The sequence below is a fragment of the Streptomyces sp. NPDC033270 genome (genome assembly GCF_055576575.1).
In genome coordinates this window covers 121,361-137,399 of sequence record NZ_JBVIRA010000024.1, presented here as the reverse complement: position 1 = coordinate 137,399, position 16,039 = coordinate 121,361, and the positions used below count along the sequence as shown (strand labels likewise).

Sequence of the window (16,039 nt, the reverse complement as noted above, 5' to 3'; positions counted from 1 at the left end):
GGCCAAGTTCCCGGACCGGTTCTGAAGCGGTGCTCCACCTCCCTCGGGCAACTGGGCGCGCTACGGATCACTCGTCGCCGAGTCCGGCCTCTTCGAGGTCCAGTCTGCGTTGCAGTCGGCGCCGGGTGAGGTCGCTGATGTGGTTGTCCGCGTACAGGCGTTGGAGTTGTGCGGTTTCGGCGGCTATCACGGTGCGGCGCAGTGCCCGGTAGTCGGTGGCGGAGGGCAGGGAGGACGGGCCCGTGTCGTCGTCCTGGTCCGCGTCGGCCTGGTCGAGGCGGGCCAGCAGGCCGCGGCGCAGCTGATCGATGAGGGTGGCGGGCGCGGCTTCGACGGCTTCGAGTTCGTCCAGGCAGTCCAGCCCGGCCTTGGCGAGGCCGGCTCGGGCGCGGGCCTCTTCGCGGGCGGTGTGCTCCGGCTCCAGCGCGATCTTGGACCAGCGGACGACCGGGGCCAGCGTGAAGCCCTGCAGGACGAGGGTGAAGACGACGACGCCGGTGGTCAGGACCAGGATCAGCGGGCGGTGCGGCAGTGGGCTGCCGTCGTCCGCGGTCAAGGGGATGGACAGGGCGGCGGCCAACGGCATGACACCCCGGGTGCCGGCCCAGGAGACCACCGCGGGGATCCGCCAGGTGACCGCGCCGTTGCCGCGGCGGCGCTGCATCACGGCGGAGAGGGGAAGGACTCCGAGGAGCCGTACCGCGATCACGGTGGCGGCCACCGCCAGCACACCCAGCGGCCAGATCTGCTCGTCCGCCGTCAACTGGCGTACCAGGGCCGGTAGTTCCAGTCCTATGAGGGCGAAGACCACGCTCTCCAGCAGAAAGACCACGGTGCCGTAGACGGCGTGCACCTGGAGCCGGATGGTGGCATTGGTGAGCTTGTGGCCAGTGCTGCCGAGCACCACCCCGGCGACGACGACCGCGGTCACGCCGGAGGTGTGCATGTCCTCGGCGAGGACGTAAGCGGCGTACGGGGTGACGAGGGCTATCACTGTCTCGAGGATCGGGTCCTCGGTCCGCCGCCGGATCAGCGCCACGACCCCCGCGACGACGCCGCCGACCAGCGCCCCGCCACCGCCGAGCACCAGGAACTGTCCGCCGGCCGCGGGGAGGGTGACCGCATGCGCCGCTATGGCGGTGCCCACCGCGACCTTGAAGAGCACGAGGCTGGTGGCGTCGTTGAAGAGGCTTTCGGACTGGACGAGCACCTGGATGCGCGGCGGCAGCGCGATCTTGCGACCCAGGGCCGTCACCGCGACCGGGTCGGTGCTGGCCAGCACCGCGCCCAGGACGAACGCCATGGTGGTGTTGAGCGGGGTGACCGCGGACGCCACGGCCCCCACGGCTGCCGCGGTGGCCAGCACCAGGCCGAAGGCGAGGACGGTCACCGGTCGCCACACCACGCGCAGTTCCCGCCAGGGGATCTCCTCGGCGGAGGCGTACAGCAGCGGCGGCAGGACGACCACACTGATGACTTCGGGTGCCACCTGGACATCCGGAACCCAGGGCAACAGCCCGATGAGTACGCCGCCGACGACGAGCAGCGAGGGGGCTGGAATGCGCCAGTGGCGGGCGCCCGTGGCCACCAACGTGGCGAATATGACGAGAAGGAGGAGGGCAGTAAGGTCGGTCACGTTCTCGTCTCTCGATGGCTTCGGCTGTTGCTGAACCGCCGCCGACCAGACTTCCCGGCACTCCGCAAGGAAACCTACCGGTGTTGTCGGGTTACTGCCACAGTCCTAGCGTCTTTCCGATCACCGGATCGTTGGCGTGATCGTGGGGAATGGGGACATTTATGACGCCGAGTGGGCGGTGATCGCGCTGCTGCTGCTGCTGCTGCTGCCGCCCGCCCGCCGGGCTCGTGGTCGGTGGCGGAATCACCGGGGAACAAGGGGCCCGTCATGGAGAAGATCGGGCCCTTCATTCCCGGTCCTGGGCGATGAGCGGCAGGGTCAGTCGCTGTCCTGTCCCATGGCGCAGCGACGTGCCTCGCGCCGGCCCGCGTAGCGCTCCTTGCGGTTGCTGGTCTTGACCATCCCCTGCCATTCCTTGCGGCAGGAACGCACAGTGCACCCCGAGCAGCAGGTGTGGCCGAACAGCAGCATGCCGGGGTGTGCCCAACGGCAGCGGGTGTCCGCTTCCTCCTGCGTCGGGTGCGGCGGCAGATCGCAGGCACCGTAGCGGTGATCGTGAATCGGCCGGGGGTTGTGCTCCGCGTGGCGCACCCACAGTGGCTTTGTCTTGTCCGTACGGGACATCTCGTTCCTTCCGGAACCGCCGCCCTGGCTCCCGGACTTTCCGGGTGGGCGGCTAGGTTCGCCACTTCACGGCGTCACGCTCCTTCCTGTGGCTTGTGTCGCCAGCTGCGTTGGCGCCACGCAGCCGATCCTCACCGTACGGCGATCCGCCGGGCAACCGGATTTGCCCGACACAGGGCCTGACCCATCGGACACGCCCTAACGCCCCAAGGTGGCATGCGGCTCGGCCGCCGGCTTCCTCGGCCTCCGGGCTCCCCTGTCCGAGCCCCGGGGAGACGCCGCCCGTGGGTGCCGTTACACGCCGGGATGCTGCCCCACGGGCCATCGATACGAGGGGTTCGAGGGGCAACGCCGGTGCGGCCAGGCCTCCTCACCGACCCGTGCCGGACTCATCGGATGCCGGTGGTCGCCTCGGCATCCCGGCCAGGCGCGATGGCCGTCGATCTGCTGAAGGTTTTCGAGGACGGCCGCCTGTGTGTGAAAGGCGAGTGAGGCGATTGCTCAGTCCGGGTCCGGGTCCGGGTCCGTGACCCATTCCGGGGCGAACTCCAGAGGGCCGAGCGTACGCCCGACACGGCGAGGTCTCGTCACCGCTGCGGGTCCTCGCCGGGCGGGGCGGTGAAGCTGCAGTCGATGTCCCGCCGACTGGTCACAGCAGCCCGGAAGCCTTGAGCACCGCCCAGGCCTCCTGCCCGTCGGTCCGCTCCGCCAACTCCCGTAGCACCCGTGCACCGTGGTGGAGCGTGCCTTGCTCGAGGGAGCGCCGGGCGCCGGCGTCGACCAGGTGCCAGAGCAGCGGGTTGACGTCCAGGACCCGTCGGTCCAGTTCCAGCCAGTGGCCATAGGCGTCCCGTAGGACGAGGTGCGCGGCGACGCCACCGCAGAGTCGCGCCGTGATCAGCGCATCGGTACGCACCCGACCCTCGCGCACGAGGCCCCGTACGGCCAGCCACCCGTCGCCCGCGGTGACTCGGGACGGCAGGAGGACGGCGAGCACTGCGATCCCGAGGACGGCCCAGAGCCCGGCGCCGGGCAGCGTGAGACCTCCCGCGCCCCAGTCGAGCAGCATGAGCAGACCGACGAACGCCAGGGCGTACTGAACGGCGCGCCGGGCATCCCCGCGCCAGTGGCGGTCGACGGCTGTGTCCGGCCGCCCGGCGCCTGGCGCCGTGGCTGGAACTGTTCGCCGTCTCATCCCACCGACGCTACGCAGGATGTGGGTGGGGCCTGGCCTGTTGACACCCCTCTGAGGTCGCGCCGGCAATCTTTATCGCGCTCTTGCCGTGGGGCGGTGTCTGGTGTTCAGCCGACGTGGACGCGGGGGCGGCGTTCCCGGTCGGGTTCGGCCTCGCGCAGGACCTCGCGGGTGGCGACTCCTCGTTGTGGCGGCGTTCAGACGGTGAGCCCGGCGACGCGGCGGGCCGGTTGTCCGGTGAAGTAGTGGACGTACTCGTGCGCCAGGCGGAATCCGGCGGTCCAGGCGAGGAGTCGGCTGGGGCGGTTGTCGCGGGAGCAGGTCCAGCTCGGGGTGTGGCCGCGGGCCGTGATGTCCTGGCACAGGGCGGTGATGCAGGCCAGGGCGAGGCGCTGGCGGCGGTGTTCGGGGACGGTCGCGCAAGCGACGTCCTCGTACGTGGTGCCACGGAAGTAGGTGCAGGCCACGGCGAGCGCGCGGTCCTTTGCGAAGGCCGCCCAGCCGTGCCCGGAGGCGGCGAGACCTGCGGGTCCTCCCCAACTGGTGTGAATCCATGCCATGTCGGGGTGCAGCGCGGCGAGCGCCTGAGCGTCCCCGGGCACCAGCCGACGCACCGTCACACCGTGGGGCGGGCGTGGAGGCGACACGCGGACGCGGTGCACGTAGGCCATGCGCTCCCACGGCACAAGCAGATCGAAGGCGTTGCCGAGCAGGGGCAGGAAGCGGGCGGGGGCCTGCACATAGTGCGCGGCGAAGGGGGCGAGCGCGATCGGTGCCAGGGTGGTCGGGTCCCCGCGGAGCAGCAGGTGATCGGCGCAGGCCACGGCGATGGCACGGGGATGGACCGCGCGGTCGGCCCACCAGCGACCGGTTCCCGGCACCAGCGCGTGTTCGGCCAGCGCTGCCGCTCTGGGAGGCCCGGTGACAGACCAGTCGGAGAGCGCGGGGAGTTGGTCGGGGGACAGCTCGATCATGAAAGCTCCTTGTGGCGGTGGCGGGGAGGCCCGGGCAGGGCGGCCCTGGCGGGGCCGCCCTGCCCGACGGTCAGCTCTGGCCGGCCTTGCTGCCGTGGTTGGCCTTCTTCTTGCGGCGGGCCTTCTTCTTGCGGGCGCGCTTGGACATGGGCGTACGGGCCTTTCGTTCTATGGGCGCCTGGATCCTTCAGCGGTGGTGTTCTTCAGGCGCCGTGGCCGACGAGCTGGTCGGCGAGTTTGGTGAGGCGCTTGAGCGTGCGGACCTCGGTCGCAGCGGGCGCGGGTTCGACGCGCTGGTCGCGGTCGTAGTAGGCGCCGTTGACGATTTCGGTGGCCGGGTCGCAGAGGCGTACGACATGGGCGGCGCCCTCGGCTGCGGGCTCACCGCTGTTCGCGTAGAGCGACAGCAGGTCCGTCTCGCAGACGCCGGGGTGTACGGAGACGGCGGTCACCCGCGGATCGGCGGCGAAGACGGTGAGTGCGAGCTGCGACTGGGCGTAGGCCGCGAGCCGGGAGTAGCGGCGGGCGCGGTGCGGGTCGCTCCACTGGATGGAGGCGGTGCGATGCAGGGACGAGGAGACGTTGACGACGCGGCCGCCGGGGCCGCTGGTGAGCGCGGGCTCCAGGAGACAGGTCAGCAGGTAGTGGGCGAGGAAGTTGACCTGCAGGGCGATCTCGTTGCCGTCGGCCGTCACGGTGTGCCGTTCGGGGGCGGCCATACCAGCGTTGTTCACCAGGACGTCCAGCTGCGGGTGCTCGGCGATGACCCGCCGTGCCATTGCCTCGACCTCCTCCAGATGTGTGAAGTCGGCGGCAAAGACGCACAGTTGGTCGCCGTTGATGCCCGTGGTGGCGATGAGCCTGTCGGTTGCGGCCTGGGCGTCGTCGGCGGTGCGGCCGTGCACGAGGACGGTGGCGCCGCGCTCGGCGAGCTGTCGGGCGGTCTCGTAGCCGATGCCGGAGGCGGCGCCGGTCACCAGGACGGTACGGGAGGAAAGGTCGAAGACGGACATGATCCAATCCGGGAAGGGAGACGGGCACACCGAAAACGGCCCTGCCAGGGGCCCGTTGCGGGCGTGCGAAGGTACGAAAGAGGGCGCCGGATCGGATCACGGCGCCCCGTGCAGGGAATGCAGGAGATAGCTCAGCGAGAGGCTGACGTCTCCGGGCAGCGCGGCGCACGACGCGAAGCCTCGGGATGAGGCGGACGGTCGAGGAGGAGCCAGGCGCTGTTCACATCACCCATCAAAGGCCCGGCCGCGTCCGGCTTCAAGGGTTTCGCGTACCTCTTGACGGCCCCCTGATGAGCTGCATTTTCGCCCGATGACGAGGGCAGACCCGGGGGCACGATGATGCGGAGTGGAGATCGTGGTCATCGGCTCGCCGTCGCGACACCGAGCAGGGCAGGCGACAGGAGCGCGACGACGGCGCCCTCGGCGATGAACGCGCGCTCCAGCCCCAGGTTTTCCCGGTCGTGGACGACGACGGTACGAGGATCGGCAGGATCGTAGAGGACGAGCACGTGGTCGCCATCGTCGAGTGCGCCGCCGCATGCGGCAATCGTCGCGAGCACGGCCACGGCTCCGCGTCCACGCCACCCCGTTCTCCGGTGGTACATGGGCCTCCGGGGAACGCCCGGAGACTGGGACTACGTGAGTTCTGCGGGCTCCTCCACGGCAGCGGCCCGCAAGGAGAGCACCATGGTCAGCCCGCCCCCGGGGGTGTCCTCGGGGGTGAGCGTGCCGCCCATCGCCTCGGCCAGCCCCCGGGAAAGAGCGAGCCCGAGTCCCAGCCCGGCGGCGTTGTCGTTGTCGCCCAGGCGCTGGAAGGGTACGAAGATGCGGTCCCGGTCCTCGGGGCGCAGGCCCGGCCCCCGGTCGACGACCCTCAGTTCGACCCGCGGGCCGAGGGCACTGGCACTGACCAGCACCCGTTGCTGTGGGGGCGAGTGCCGGACCGCGTTGGTCACCAGGTTGGCGATGACGCGCTCCAACAGGGGCGGATCCGCGAGCACATCGCAGATTTCCGCCAGCCCCTGGGACTCGATCGGCACCGGTGTCGTGGCGAGGGTGTCGAGTGCCAGGGGCAGGACGTCCGCGAACGCGGTGGGCTGAAGGCGCAGGGTCAAGGCGCCGGCCCGGAGTCGGCTCATGTCCAAGAGGTTGTCCACCAGGCGGTTGAGTTTGACGAGCGACTCGTCGGCCGTCGTCAGCAGCTCGTCCCGTTCCGCCGTGGAGAACTCCACATCCGTGCTGAGCAGGGAGCTGACGGCGGCGCGTCCGGCGGCCAAGGGGGTCCGCAAGTCGTGGCTGACCGCGGCGAGCAGCGCCGTACGCATCCGGTCCGCAGCCTTCACCGGTTCGACCTCGGCGGCGGCTTCCGCGAGACGGGCGTGGTCCAGCGCAGCGGCGAGGTGGGCCGCGAAGGCGGTCAGTACGCGGTGTTCGGAGGCAGGGAGGCGGCGGCCTCGCAGGACGAGCACCCGGTCCGGCCCGGCCGGCACCTTCACGAGTCCGCCACCGCCGTCTTCCACGTCGCTCTCCCGATCCGAACGCGGGACGAGCTCGGCCGACTCCATACCGAAGGTCTCGCGGGTGCGTTCCAGGAGTATCGAGACCGCCTGGTCACCGCGCAGGATGTTGCCGGCCATAGAGGAGAGGGTCTCCGCCTCCGCGGTGGCGCTCGCCGCGCGCCGGGCCAGCCGGAGGGAACGGTCGACGAGGACGGCGACCGTCACCGCGACCACCACGAACACCGCAAGGGCGAGCGCGTTGTTGGGTTCGGTGATCGTGAACTGCCCGCTCGGCGGAATGAAGTAGTAGTTCAGCAGCAGGGAGGCGGTCAGGGAGGCGAGCAGCGCGGAGACGACGCCACCCAGGCAGGCCACCCCGATGACGGTGACCAGGAAGAGCAGGGCCTCGCTGGTCAGGTTGAGGGTGCCGCGAATGTGGATGAGGGCGGCGGTCAGCAGGACGGGGAGGACGAGGCCGGCCACCGGACCGGCGACGCGGCGCGCATAAGGAAGCCGGCGGCCGGGCACTGCCAACCGGCGTCCGCGGCCGGCCCCTTCGTGGGTCACCATGTGGACGTCGATGTCGCCGGAGAGCTCGACCGTGTCCTCGCCGATACCGCGCGGTGCCACCAGACGGGACAGCCAGCTGCGGCGGCTGGTGCCCAGGACAAGCTGGGTGGCGTTCTCGGCACGCGCGAAGTCCAGCAGTGCGGTGGGCACATGATCGCCGACGACCGAGTGGTAGCTGCCGCCCAGGCTCTCGACCAGGGCGCGTTGCTTCGCGAGCGCGGCGGGGGAGGCGTCGGCGAGCCCGTCGCTGCGCGCGACGTGTACCGCCAGCAAATCGCCGCCGGAGGACCGGTCCGCGATCCGCTCCGCCCGACGGATCAGCGTTTCGCCCTCCGGACCGCCGGTGAGCGCCACCACGACGCGCTCGCGGGTCTCCCACACCGTCCCGATGCCGTGCTCGGAACGGTACTTCTGCAGGGTCTCGTCCACCCGCCCGGCGACCCACAGCAGCGCGAGTTCCCGCAGCGCCGTCAGATTCCCGACGCGGAAGTAGTGCGAGAGCGCGGCATCGACCTTCTCCGGCCGGTAGATGTTGCCGTGCGCCATCCGCCGGCGTAGCGCCTCGGCGGGCATGTCGACCAGTTCGATCTGGTGGGCGCGGCGGACGACCTCGTCGGGAACGGTCTCGCGCTGCGGGACCCCGGTGATCTTCTCGACGACGTCGTTGAGCGACTCCAGGTGCTGGACGTTGACGGTGGTCACGACGTCGATCCCCGCCGCGAGGATCTCCTCGATGTCCTGCCATCGCTTGGTGTTACGGCCGCCGGGAACGTTGGTGTGGGGCAGCTCGTCGACGAGTGCGACGGCGGGGCTGCGGCTGAGGACGGCGTCGAGGTCCAGCTCGCTGAAGGTGCCTCCCCGGTATTCACGGTGCGTCCGGGGCAGTATCTCCAGCCCTTCGAGCATCTCCTCGGTGTGCGGCCGGGCATGGCACTCGGCGTACGCCACCACCACATCGGTGCCGCGACGGGCACGCCGGCGCCCCTCGTCGAGCATCCGGTACGTCTTGCCGACCCCGGGTGCTGCCCCGAGAAACACCTTCAGCTTTCCTGGCCGCACGCCTACGCCTTCGCCAACGCTTGGCGTATCGGCTGCGTCACCCCTCGGCGCCACCGAAAACCTCACCCTCACCGGTCCCGCACACGTCCCACGTCGCCTGGTACTGCGAGGGATCCCCGGGTGGCCGGGCGGCATAGGTCTGCTCCGTGCCCCATGGTCACATCAGCCCGTCGACATCGTGGTGGAGCGCGACGATCTTGACGCGTTCCTGACCCGGAAACCCCCGGACGGGTCCCTGGACGTGGTCGGCGAGCAGCCGCTCGACCTGGCCGGGGCGGAGCCGGCGGGCCTTCGCCACCTGGCCTGCGACCGGGCCGTGGTCACAGTGCCGTGCCCGCCCGCAGGGTGGGCGACGTAAGGCAGGCTTGCCCGCATGGAGCTCGTCGACCTGCCGTCACGTCAGCTTGCGCCCTGGGTTGGCAGCTGGAGGAGGAGGGGGAGGAGGCACAGGGAACTGTGCGGCTTGCTGCTGACGGAAACGTTCGAGCAGCTCCAGGTTCTTCCGCTGCCAGGTCTTGATGTAACGGGGCCCGATGACGGCTGCTGTGAGACACAGGAAGCCGCCCACGATCGCCAGCACAGTGAGTGCGGTCCGGATCCGGGCGCCTCGTTATGCAACTCTGGCCTCGGCTGATCTGGCGGCGGCCGCGCGTGAGGCGGGGTATGTCCTGCGGCCTGAGGGCGACATCGTGGCCGCGGTGAAGGTTGGTGGCCGTGGCGGCGACCTGGGCGGGGTGCTGAGGTTCCGTCCGGTGACCGCGCCGCCCGGCGCGCGGTACGAGGGGTGGCGACCGGCGCGGTCCCGGTGCCTGGCGGTGACCGGTTGTCTGTTCGCGGGCCTGGGCCCGGCGGTGCTGGTCAGGCTGATGCCGAAGGTGCCTGTGCCTGACGTGGACCGTCGCTGTGCTGTGCCTCCTCGGCCTCATCGTTTCGGTGCTGCCGATGGGCAGGGTGAAGAGGCCGGCCGTGTTGGTGCTGTTGCTTGTCTTCGTCCTTCCCCTGGCCTCCTTGGCTGCCGGGGCCGACGCCTATGAGGGCTATCTGCTCGAGCGCGATGGCCGGACCGTGCGGGCTGAGATCGTCGGCACGTACACGGTGCAGGGCAGGAACGGGTCCGTCGGCTATCTGAAGCTGGCGGATGCGCACGGCAGGGCGGTCCCCGGCTCCGCCATGCCGTCACGGGGTGTGGGGGCCGAACGCGGTGACACCATCACCGTCGCGGCGGACCCGAGGGCCGGGTGGCGCCCCGGCTCCCGGCGGATGTCGACGAAACCGTGGGCACCGTTGTGTTCTGTGCCTTGTCGCTGCTGTCCATGGTGAGCGTCGTGGGGCTGGGTGCCATCGACCGATGGCGCAGGGCGCGGATCGCCCATCTGCCCCCGGAACTGGGCTACGCCACCGTCGAAGCACGGGCCCAAGAGGTGGCCCTGCGAGAATTGCTGCGCACCGGCGAACGCGATGAGCGGGGATACCTCAGCGTGGACCCGGACGCCTTCGACAACATCTCCCACGCCCGTGCGGCCCGTCTTGCAAGGGAAGAGGGACTGCGGGCCGAGGCGTTCGGCAACGAGGGATGGTGGCGGTTCGCCGAGACCGTCGTTGAGGACGTCATCCCGGAGTGACCGGATTGACCTGGACTTCCTGCCGATGTGTGGGCCGCTGTATCCGGTAGACCGACCCACGTACGTGAGCGGCGCCCGGCTTTTCGGCTGGCGCTGGTCCCGATGTGGCAGCAGAAAGTCGGTGCGGTGCCTGTCTGGTTGAGGATGGTGGCGCGGATCGTGCTGCCGGGATGGCTGTCCTCCGTCCGAGCCGCATCCTGGCCAGGGTGCGGTCCCAACGGCGGGGATAGCGGCGAACTCCTGCCCCAGGCAATGCGCGTATCCAGCCGCGGCGGTTCGCCCTGATGCGCCCCGCAGGCCGACTATAAGCGCAGGGGAGTCCGGCAGATGGACGCCCGAGCGCGGAAGAACTCGGCAAACGGGACCGCGAAGCCACTCACCCCGCCTCGCCCTCAACTCCCCTCTGCATAAAGAGTCCAACAAGAACGTGACAAGAAAGCTTCCGGCCAGTCTTCCAATGATCGTCTTTCCTTAAGCTCGGTCAGCACGACGGTCCCTCACCACGATGCCGGAACCACGGCAGCAGGATTCCGTCGGCCGTTTCGGGAGCGATAAGGGGTGACTCATGTCCAAAAACGAGTCGTTAGTGGATGCGGCGGCTCTCTCCAGGCTGTCGAAGAGCTTCGAAAGCCATGGGTCGGACCTGGAGAGCTATATCAAGGAGTTCCAGGGGAAGGCCGATGCCGAGGTCATTCATGATGGATTCGGCGTTCTCACCGAATCCGAGGAAGTCACCTCGGCATACATCGAGATGTCCACCGGCATGGCGGAGACGCTGAACGAACTGCGCAAGCACCTCGACCAGATCAGCCAGGGACTGCGCCAGGTCCAGCAGAACGCCACGGCGACGGACGAGTCCCTGTCGACCGGTTTCGACCAGGGGCGTCACGCATGAGCGGTGACGAGTCCGTAGCGGAGCAGGTCTTCGAGGCCGGCCTGGAGATCATCAATCCCGGCGGCGATCCGGAGACCCTCCGCGCCGCCGCCAAGGGCTGGCGGGACCTCCACGACAACCTCCAGTCCATGTTTCAGGCGTTGGATCGCGACGTGCAGCGGACCCTGGATTCCGGGTGGCGAGGTGCGGCGGCCGACTCCTTCGTGGAACACTGGAAGAACCTCAATGCGGGAATGGACAAGTCCCTGCCGCAATTGCCACAGGCGGCAAAGAGCCTCGACGAGGCGGCAGATGCCATTGAGGAGATCAACGACGAGATCCACAAGATCTACCTGGAGATCGGTATCTCCATCGGTATCTCGGTCGGCATGTCATTTCTGACCATGGGCTTCTCGGCGGCCGCGGGGGCTGCCCGAGCCGCCCAGCTGGCCGCCCGGGCGGCCAAACTCGCCAAGACGCTCGGCACCATCCTCCGAAAGGTCGGCCAGGCATTCAAAGCCGTCTCCCGGCTGGCGAAGGAACACCGTTTTCTGAAGAACGTCCTGGTCAACTGGGCCAGCAATACCGGCGGCACCGTCATTACCAACACCCTCACCGGGCAGGACACCAACTTGTGGGACGCGACGTGGCAAGGCGGCCTCTCGTCCCTGGCCGGTACCGGACCCGGACTCGCGGTTGCCCGCGGACTGGGTAAAGCTGGCCGGCCGCTGCTCGGTGACATAGCGGGCGGCGCAACGGGAAGCATGGTCGGCGGGCTCGCCGTCGATGGGACGAAGAACCTCGACAACGACCTGTCGAACGACGTCAGCGGTCGCGACATGCTGTGGAATGCGGGGGTCAACGGGGTCGGCGGTGGTGCGGGAGGCGCCGCGGTACACGGTGCGAACACGCATCTGCCACCCGGCCGGGAGGGCCCGCACTTCTCGATCGAGGGTCCGGCCCAGGGAATCATCTACGGCGGCGCCGGAGCCATCGGTAGCGAGCTGCACAACGCCATGTTCCCTCCGGCGGACGCGACGGAGAGCAAGGCCGCTGACACGCCACAGGGCCCGAAGAAGGGGTCCGTGGAGGACGTTTTCGGGTGAAGGATGTTGTCGGATGAGAGAGCGGGACCGTGGAACCGCGGCGGCGTCGGTGCTGGCATGGGCCGGCGCCGCGGCGTTCCTGATCTGCCTGCTGGTGCGGAAGGTCGCACCGTATCCGCGCTGGGATCTGCTGGCATGTCTGGCGTTCTCCGCTGTGGCGTTCCTGGCGTGGTGGCTGCGGGCGACCGGACGGTGGTGTTCCCGGCGGGGATGGGCCGGCTCCCCGGCACTCGGGCCGAAGCAGGGCAGCTGGTGGTGGCCACCGGCGCGCGGCATATACGCGACACTCGGTGTCTGGGCTTTGTCCATGCCACTCGTGCTCCTGGGTTTTTCGACGTTGGACAACACTCCTCAACTGGCCGCCATTACCCGGCACGACTACCGCATCGCACCCGTCACGATCACGAAAATCCATCACTCGTACCGGAATCATTCCAAGACCGGTACGTCGTACAAGTCCGTGGTCACCGTCGAGGCTCCGGGGCCCGCCAAGCACGGCAAGACACTGCGCCTGAAAGGGACGGCGACCACACCCGACCGGTTGACTACCGGTCACCGGTTCACGGGTGGGCTCTACGCCCCGGATGCCCCGTGCCTGGGAATCATCCTGACCGGCCGTGCGGAGCTCGCTTCCCTCGTGGGAGGCCCGGCCGCACCGCGCGAGATGAGCCTCCTGGCCCTCATCGGCGCCCTCCCCATCGCGCTGTTCCTCGTAGGGCTCAAGTCCGGGGCAGAGCCGATGACTCTCCGGTCCGTGCTCGGCGACAGACCGGGGCGCAGGCTGCGTGTCCACATCGCGGGTGCGGCCGCCGGACAATGCCTCGCGGCACCCGATCCCAAGAAGTCCTCCCGTGACCCCCACACCAAGCTGTCCCCCGCCCTGCGCCTTTCCTCCCCCGAAGGCACACGTGAGCTGTTCATCGACCGGTGCCTCGACCCGCAAGCCCTTGCCGCAGCCCTCGAAGGCAGGGCCGGATGGCTTTACTGGGCGCCACTTGAGGAGCATCCACCGGACTGGTGCGTCGGAGCCGTGCTCGTCCTGGACGACGAACGGTACGTCTACGGGCTGACGCCGCCGGGAAGTGCTGCGGAGCTTCCCCAGGGCGAGCCGGTGGACCGTCCCCTCCCGGACGCCCGTCCGCTGCGCGCGGTCGGACCGTACGCGCTGTGGCAGCCGGCCGTGCATCGACCGGGACTGTACGGGTTCGGGCTCGGCTTCCTCGCCGTATGCCTGATCGTCGCGGGGGCCGGCTACGACGGTGGGCCACTGTCGGGCATGTGCTTTGCCACGGCCGTGGGAGGACCAGTGGCGGGGTTCCTGCTGATTCTGCGGCGGCGCACGGTCTACCTGCGGCGGTTGGTCGGCGAGCCGGGCCGAGACGGCGGAACGGGCCCCGGCCCACGGCAACCACGGCGTCAAAGGTGACCGAGATGAAGGACATGTTCGGGTGCGGGAACGAGATCGCGCGGTGGCAGCAGCCGCCGCGATGGCCTGGGCGGGCGCTGCCGCGTTCGTGGTCTGTCTGGTGGTGCGCGAGGTCGCCCCGTACCCCCGCTGGGATCTGCTGGCCTGTCTGGCGGTGTCCGCCGCAGCGGTCCTGACGTGGTGGCTGCGGGCGCGCAGCGGGTCGGCAGAGACGGAGCGCACGGCGTTGGCCTGGCACCCGCCCGTCCCGGTGGGGCGGCATCGGACCCGTTGGTGGCCCGAGAGCCGGTCCGCGCTCGTCGTACTGGCCCTGGCGGCGCTGACGCTCCCGTTGGTCATGCTGTTCTCCTCGGCGAAGGAGAACACGCCACAGCTAGCCGCGATCACTGCCCATGGTCCGCGTATCGGGGAGGTGACCATCGCTCAGGTCCACCACTCCGTTCTGAAGACCGGCCGGAACTCCCGGCAATACGAGTCCGAGGTCACGGCGACCGCCATGGGCGGCGGCCGGTCGGGGAAGGGGACGCTGCGGCTCGACGGCACGGTGAAGACCCCCGAGCCGCCGCACCCGGGCGACCGGTCCCCGGGCTTGTACGCTCCGGACGACCCCGCTGCCGGGGTCATCATGGACAGCCGCGCCGAGCTGCGCGCGCTTCTCGGCGGACCAGCCGGTCGAGGTCGTAGAAGATCACGCCGGCGATGACTCCGTTGGCCAGGTCGGCGAGGAGCTGGCGGAATTCGGGGCGCAGGACGATCCAGTCGATGGATCCGTCGGGCTTGATGACCTTGCGCTTCTTGAAGGCGGGGGTGTCGTTCTCTCGGTAGACCTTGGCGAACGGACCCCAGCGCAGGCGGGACCTGGTGTCCTGGGCGTCCTCAAGCTGGCGGTCGACGCCAGCCTCCAGACCGAAGCGGTCGGAGGAGATGCGCAGATAGGCACCGGGGCGCTTCGGGGCGTAGGCGGCGGCCAGGTGGTCGTGGAGGTTGAGGGTGACCTGGCCGCCGCGGGCGTGTGCGGGGACGTCGAAGTCTTCCCAGACGGTTGGTGCTATGGCTGGGGCGGTGGACACGGTGTCGGCTCCTGGTGCTCGTCGGCTCCGATACCGGGCACTCTCCGCCGAACTCAGGGGTTTTGTGGTGCAGTGGATCCGCTATACGACCCGCAGTCGTCCTCCTGGATACTGATCACCATGCGCACTGACTTTGATCCCGCTGACATGTCCCGTAACGACTTCTACCGGCTGCTGACGGCGACGGTGGTGCCGCGACCGATCGCCTGGGTCTCCACGATCTCGGCGGACGGGACGCACAACCTCGCACCTGCGAAGTTCCGAAGAAAGTGGTATCGGTTGGGCTGACGTTAGCCCAGGTGGGAGAAATGCAGCAATCACTGGAGGCGAGCTGCCGTCCTCGGCGAGTTACTTACCAGCAGGTTCTTCGTCTGTTGGTGGTACACACACCACAGCTGTGTTGACCTGCCCAAACGGTGGTGATGGCTCCGGTCCTCTGGGCGTTGGTCCGTGAATGATCCGGATCTTGGTCTCGGATGCCCGTATGGCCCGGGAAGGCTGACTGACTCGCCCCGAGAAGGCGAGGCCGGCGCCGTTGATGCCCAATGCCGTGGCGGGACCTCCTCGGTTACGCACGGGGGTATGCGGCTGCGCCCGGGGCGGCGCGGGGTGACGGGCGGCGTCATCGGAGCTCAGACATGGCGGTCGTTGCCTGGGACTGTTTCCGATGACGCATCACGTGGAGTGCGTGGTGATCCTTGGACGGGCCGCAAAGATGCAGGAGCAGTGCAGGTCCGCGTCGGCGGAGCTCCTGCGGGGTCGGCTCGTACGGGACCTTGGCCGTCCACTCCGTCAGGACGAAGGGGAAAGACCGGCCCCGGATCACGATCGCCAGCGTGTGTACGGCTTCACCGCGATGGAGGCCGGTCTGGGTCTCCACTGTGTAGCCACGGCTCTCGGCCGCGGTCAGAAGCGCGTGCATGATCCGCAGGGCCCGGTCGGCGAGCGGGCGGGACACGTACAGAGGAATGACCTCGGCTCTGCCCCGCGTGTCGACCGCGCCCTGAAACCGGCCGAGAGCCTTGCGCGTTGCGCGGACGAGACGATGAGGGCGAGCCAGGCTCTCCGGGACGTCGACGGTCGGCACCGGGAGAGGCTGGGCCGCCTTCTCGGTTTCCTCGTCGACCAAGACACAGTTGCCTCGCTGCCGACCGTGCCATCGCAGCTTGTGCCCTGCTGGCACGTGCCCGTGATGGAGCGCGCTGTAATAGGCAGCCCGCCACTGGCCCCGGGTCTGAGGGGCGGGATCAGGGACCGTGATCTTCCTCGAGGTCGACTGCAGACGGGAGATCAACTCGGCTCCATTGGCAGGGGCACGAGCGGCTTGAGCGGCGTCGTCTTCCAGCCGCTCCCTCTCGGCCTGCCCCCCGG

The 16,039-nt window shown here is 69.4% G+C and carries 17 protein-coding genes and 1 pseudogene; 7 read left to right on the top strand and 11 right to left on the bottom strand.

Translation table 11 applies throughout. From position 1 onward, the window contains the following. Positions 1 to 67: 67 nt before the first annotated feature. From ACZ5XZ_RS29320 to ACZ5XZ_RS29280, 9 genes are all read right to left on the bottom strand, one after another. On the bottom strand, positions 68 to 1,636 hold the full coding sequence (locus tag ACZ5XZ_RS29320; protein WP_468983270.1) for a Na+/H+ antiporter: 1,569 nt from the start codon (positions 1,634 to 1,636) through the stop codon (positions 68 to 70). 318 nt (positions 1,637 to 1,954) lie between these two features. Further along, positions 1,955 to 2,260, bottom strand: a complete 306-nt coding sequence (locus tag ACZ5XZ_RS29315) for a hypothetical protein (protein ID WP_468983269.1) — start codon at positions 2,258 to 2,260, stop codon at positions 1,955 to 1,957. 649 nt (positions 2,261 to 2,909) lie between these two features. Then, positions 2,910 to 3,455 (bottom strand): hypothetical protein, encoded by a 546-nt coding sequence (locus tag ACZ5XZ_RS29310; protein WP_468983267.1) that lies wholly within the window; start codon positions 3,453 to 3,455, stop codon positions 2,910 to 2,912. A 197-nt stretch (positions 3,456 to 3,652) separates the two neighbouring features. After that, positions 3,653 to 4,429, bottom strand: a complete 777-nt coding sequence (locus ACZ5XZ_RS29305) for a GNAT family N-acetyltransferase (RefSeq protein WP_468983264.1) — start codon at positions 4,427 to 4,429, stop codon at positions 3,653 to 3,655. Between the two features lie 70 nt (positions 4,430 to 4,499). Further along, positions 4,500 to 4,577 (bottom strand): 50S ribosomal protein bL37, encoded by a 78-nt coding sequence (locus tag ACZ5XZ_RS29300; RefSeq protein WP_397911949.1) that lies wholly within the window; start codon positions 4,575 to 4,577, stop codon positions 4,500 to 4,502. 55 nt (positions 4,578 to 4,632) lie between these two features. Further along, the gene (locus tag ACZ5XZ_RS29295; RefSeq protein ID WP_468983261.1) at positions 4,633 to 5,442 is read right to left on the bottom strand and encodes an SDR family NAD(P)-dependent oxidoreductase; all 810 of its coding nucleotides are present in this window, start codon (positions 5,440 to 5,442) and stop codon (positions 4,633 to 4,635) included. A gap of 359 nt (positions 5,443 to 5,801) precedes the next feature. Beyond that, entirely contained in the window at positions 5,802 to 6,008 is a 207-nt protein-coding gene (locus ACZ5XZ_RS29290) for a hypothetical protein (RefSeq protein WP_468983258.1), read from the bottom strand. Positions 6,009 to 6,077: 69 nt separating this feature from the next. Further along, positions 6,078 to 8,507 (bottom strand): sensor histidine kinase, encoded by a 2,430-nt coding sequence (locus ACZ5XZ_RS29285; RefSeq protein WP_468983326.1) that lies wholly within the window; start codon positions 8,505 to 8,507, stop codon positions 6,078 to 6,080. A 220-nt stretch (positions 8,508 to 8,727) separates the two neighbouring features. Next, on the bottom strand, positions 8,728 to 8,868 hold the full coding sequence (locus tag ACZ5XZ_RS29280) for a potassium-transporting ATPase subunit C (RefSeq protein ID WP_468983255.1): 141 nt from the start codon (positions 8,866 to 8,868) through the stop codon (positions 8,728 to 8,730). A gap of 605 nt (positions 8,869 to 9,473) precedes the next feature. Here ACZ5XZ_RS29280 and ACZ5XZ_RS29275 point away from each other — a divergent pair. The 6 genes from ACZ5XZ_RS29275 (at position 9,474) to ACZ5XZ_RS29250 (ending at position 14,301) form a co-directional block, all read left to right on the top strand. Then, complete coding sequence (locus tag ACZ5XZ_RS29275) at positions 9,474 to 9,890, top strand: hypothetical protein (protein WP_468983253.1); 417 nt, start codon at positions 9,474 to 9,476, stop codon at positions 9,888 to 9,890. Further along, positions 9,884 to 10,192, top strand: coding sequence for a hypothetical protein (locus tag ACZ5XZ_RS29270; protein ID WP_468983250.1), 309 nt, complete (start codon positions 9,884 to 9,886; stop codon positions 10,190 to 10,192). Before ACZ5XZ_RS29275 ends, ACZ5XZ_RS29270 begins: the two co-directional genes overlap by 7 nt. Positions 10,193 to 10,757: 565 nt before the next feature. Beyond that, a complete protein-coding gene (locus tag ACZ5XZ_RS29265) occupies positions 10,758 to 11,087 on the top strand; it encodes a hypothetical protein (protein WP_468983248.1) in 330 nt (109 codons plus the stop codon). Further along, on the top strand, positions 11,084 to 12,172 hold the full coding sequence (locus ACZ5XZ_RS29260; protein ID WP_468983246.1) for a WXG100 family type VII secretion target: 1,089 nt from the start codon (positions 11,084 to 11,086) through the stop codon (positions 12,170 to 12,172). The genes ACZ5XZ_RS29265 and ACZ5XZ_RS29260 overlap by 4 nt, the downstream gene beginning before the upstream one ends. A gap of 13 nt (positions 12,173 to 12,185) precedes the next feature. After that, positions 12,186 to 13,598, top strand: a complete 1,413-nt coding sequence (locus ACZ5XZ_RS29255; protein ID WP_468983244.1) for a hypothetical protein — start codon at positions 12,186 to 12,188, stop codon at positions 13,596 to 13,598. 43 nt (positions 13,599 to 13,641) lie between these two features. After that, positions 13,642 to 14,301, top strand: coding sequence for a hypothetical protein (locus tag ACZ5XZ_RS29250; protein ID WP_468983242.1), 660 nt, complete (start codon positions 13,642 to 13,644; stop codon positions 14,299 to 14,301). Here the strand turns inward: ACZ5XZ_RS29250 and ACZ5XZ_RS29245 are convergent. After that, positions 14,222 to 14,668: a recombinase family protein gene (locus ACZ5XZ_RS29245; RefSeq protein WP_468983240.1), complete on the bottom strand. Its 447-nt coding sequence runs from the start codon at positions 14,666 to 14,668 to the stop codon at positions 14,222 to 14,224. The two genes, ACZ5XZ_RS29250 and ACZ5XZ_RS29245, sit on opposite strands and share 80 nt — an antisense overlap. Positions 14,669 to 14,788: 120 nt before the next feature. Between ACZ5XZ_RS29245 and ACZ5XZ_RS29240 the strand changes: the two are divergent. Then, a pseudogene (locus tag ACZ5XZ_RS29240) lies at positions 14,789 to 14,929 on the top strand (flavin reductase family protein); the annotation flags it as partial. A gap of 361 nt (positions 14,930 to 15,290) precedes the next feature. Here the strand turns inward: ACZ5XZ_RS29240 and ACZ5XZ_RS29235 are convergent. Further along, entirely contained in the window at positions 15,291 to 15,797 is a 507-nt protein-coding gene (locus ACZ5XZ_RS29235) for a hypothetical protein (protein WP_468983238.1), read from the bottom strand. Between the last annotated feature and the right edge of the window lie 242 nt (positions 15,798 to 16,039).

Bases quoted from the DNA above. Each gene is read 5' to 3' on its own strand.
- ACZ5XZ_RS29315 (WP_468983269.1), bottom strand. From the start codon at position 2,260: ATGTCCCGTACGGACAAGACAAAGCCACTGTGGGTGCGCCACGCGGAG.
- ACZ5XZ_RS29310 (WP_468983267.1), bottom strand. From the start codon at position 3,455: ATGAGACGGCGAACAGTTCCAGCCACGGCGCCAGGCGCCGGGCGGCCG.
- ACZ5XZ_RS29305 (WP_468983264.1), bottom strand. From the start codon at position 4,429: ATGATCGAGCTGTCCCCCGACCAACTCCCCGCGCTCTCCGACTGGTCT.
- ACZ5XZ_RS29300 (WP_397911949.1), bottom strand. From the start codon at position 4,577: ATGTCCAAGCGCGCCCGCAAGAAGAAGGCCCGCCGCAAGAAGAAGGCC.
- ACZ5XZ_RS29295 (WP_468983261.1), bottom strand. From the start codon at position 5,442: ATGTCCGTCTTCGACCTTTCCTCCCGTACCGTCCTGGTGACCGGCGCC.
- ACZ5XZ_RS29285 (WP_468983326.1), bottom strand. From the start codon at position 8,507: ATGCTCGACGAGGGGCGCCGGCGTGCCCGTCGCGGCACCGATGTGGTG.
- ACZ5XZ_RS29270 (WP_468983250.1), top strand. From the start codon at position 9,884: ATGGTGAGCGTCGTGGGGCTGGGTGCCATCGACCGATGGCGCAGGGCG.
- ACZ5XZ_RS29265 (WP_468983248.1), top strand. From the start codon at position 10,758: ATGTCCAAAAACGAGTCGTTAGTGGATGCGGCGGCTCTCTCCAGGCTG.
- ACZ5XZ_RS29260 (WP_468983246.1), top strand. From the start codon at position 11,084: ATGAGCGGTGACGAGTCCGTAGCGGAGCAGGTCTTCGAGGCCGGCCTG.
- ACZ5XZ_RS29255 (WP_468983244.1), top strand. From the start codon at position 12,186: ATGAGAGAGCGGGACCGTGGAACCGCGGCGGCGTCGGTGCTGGCATGG.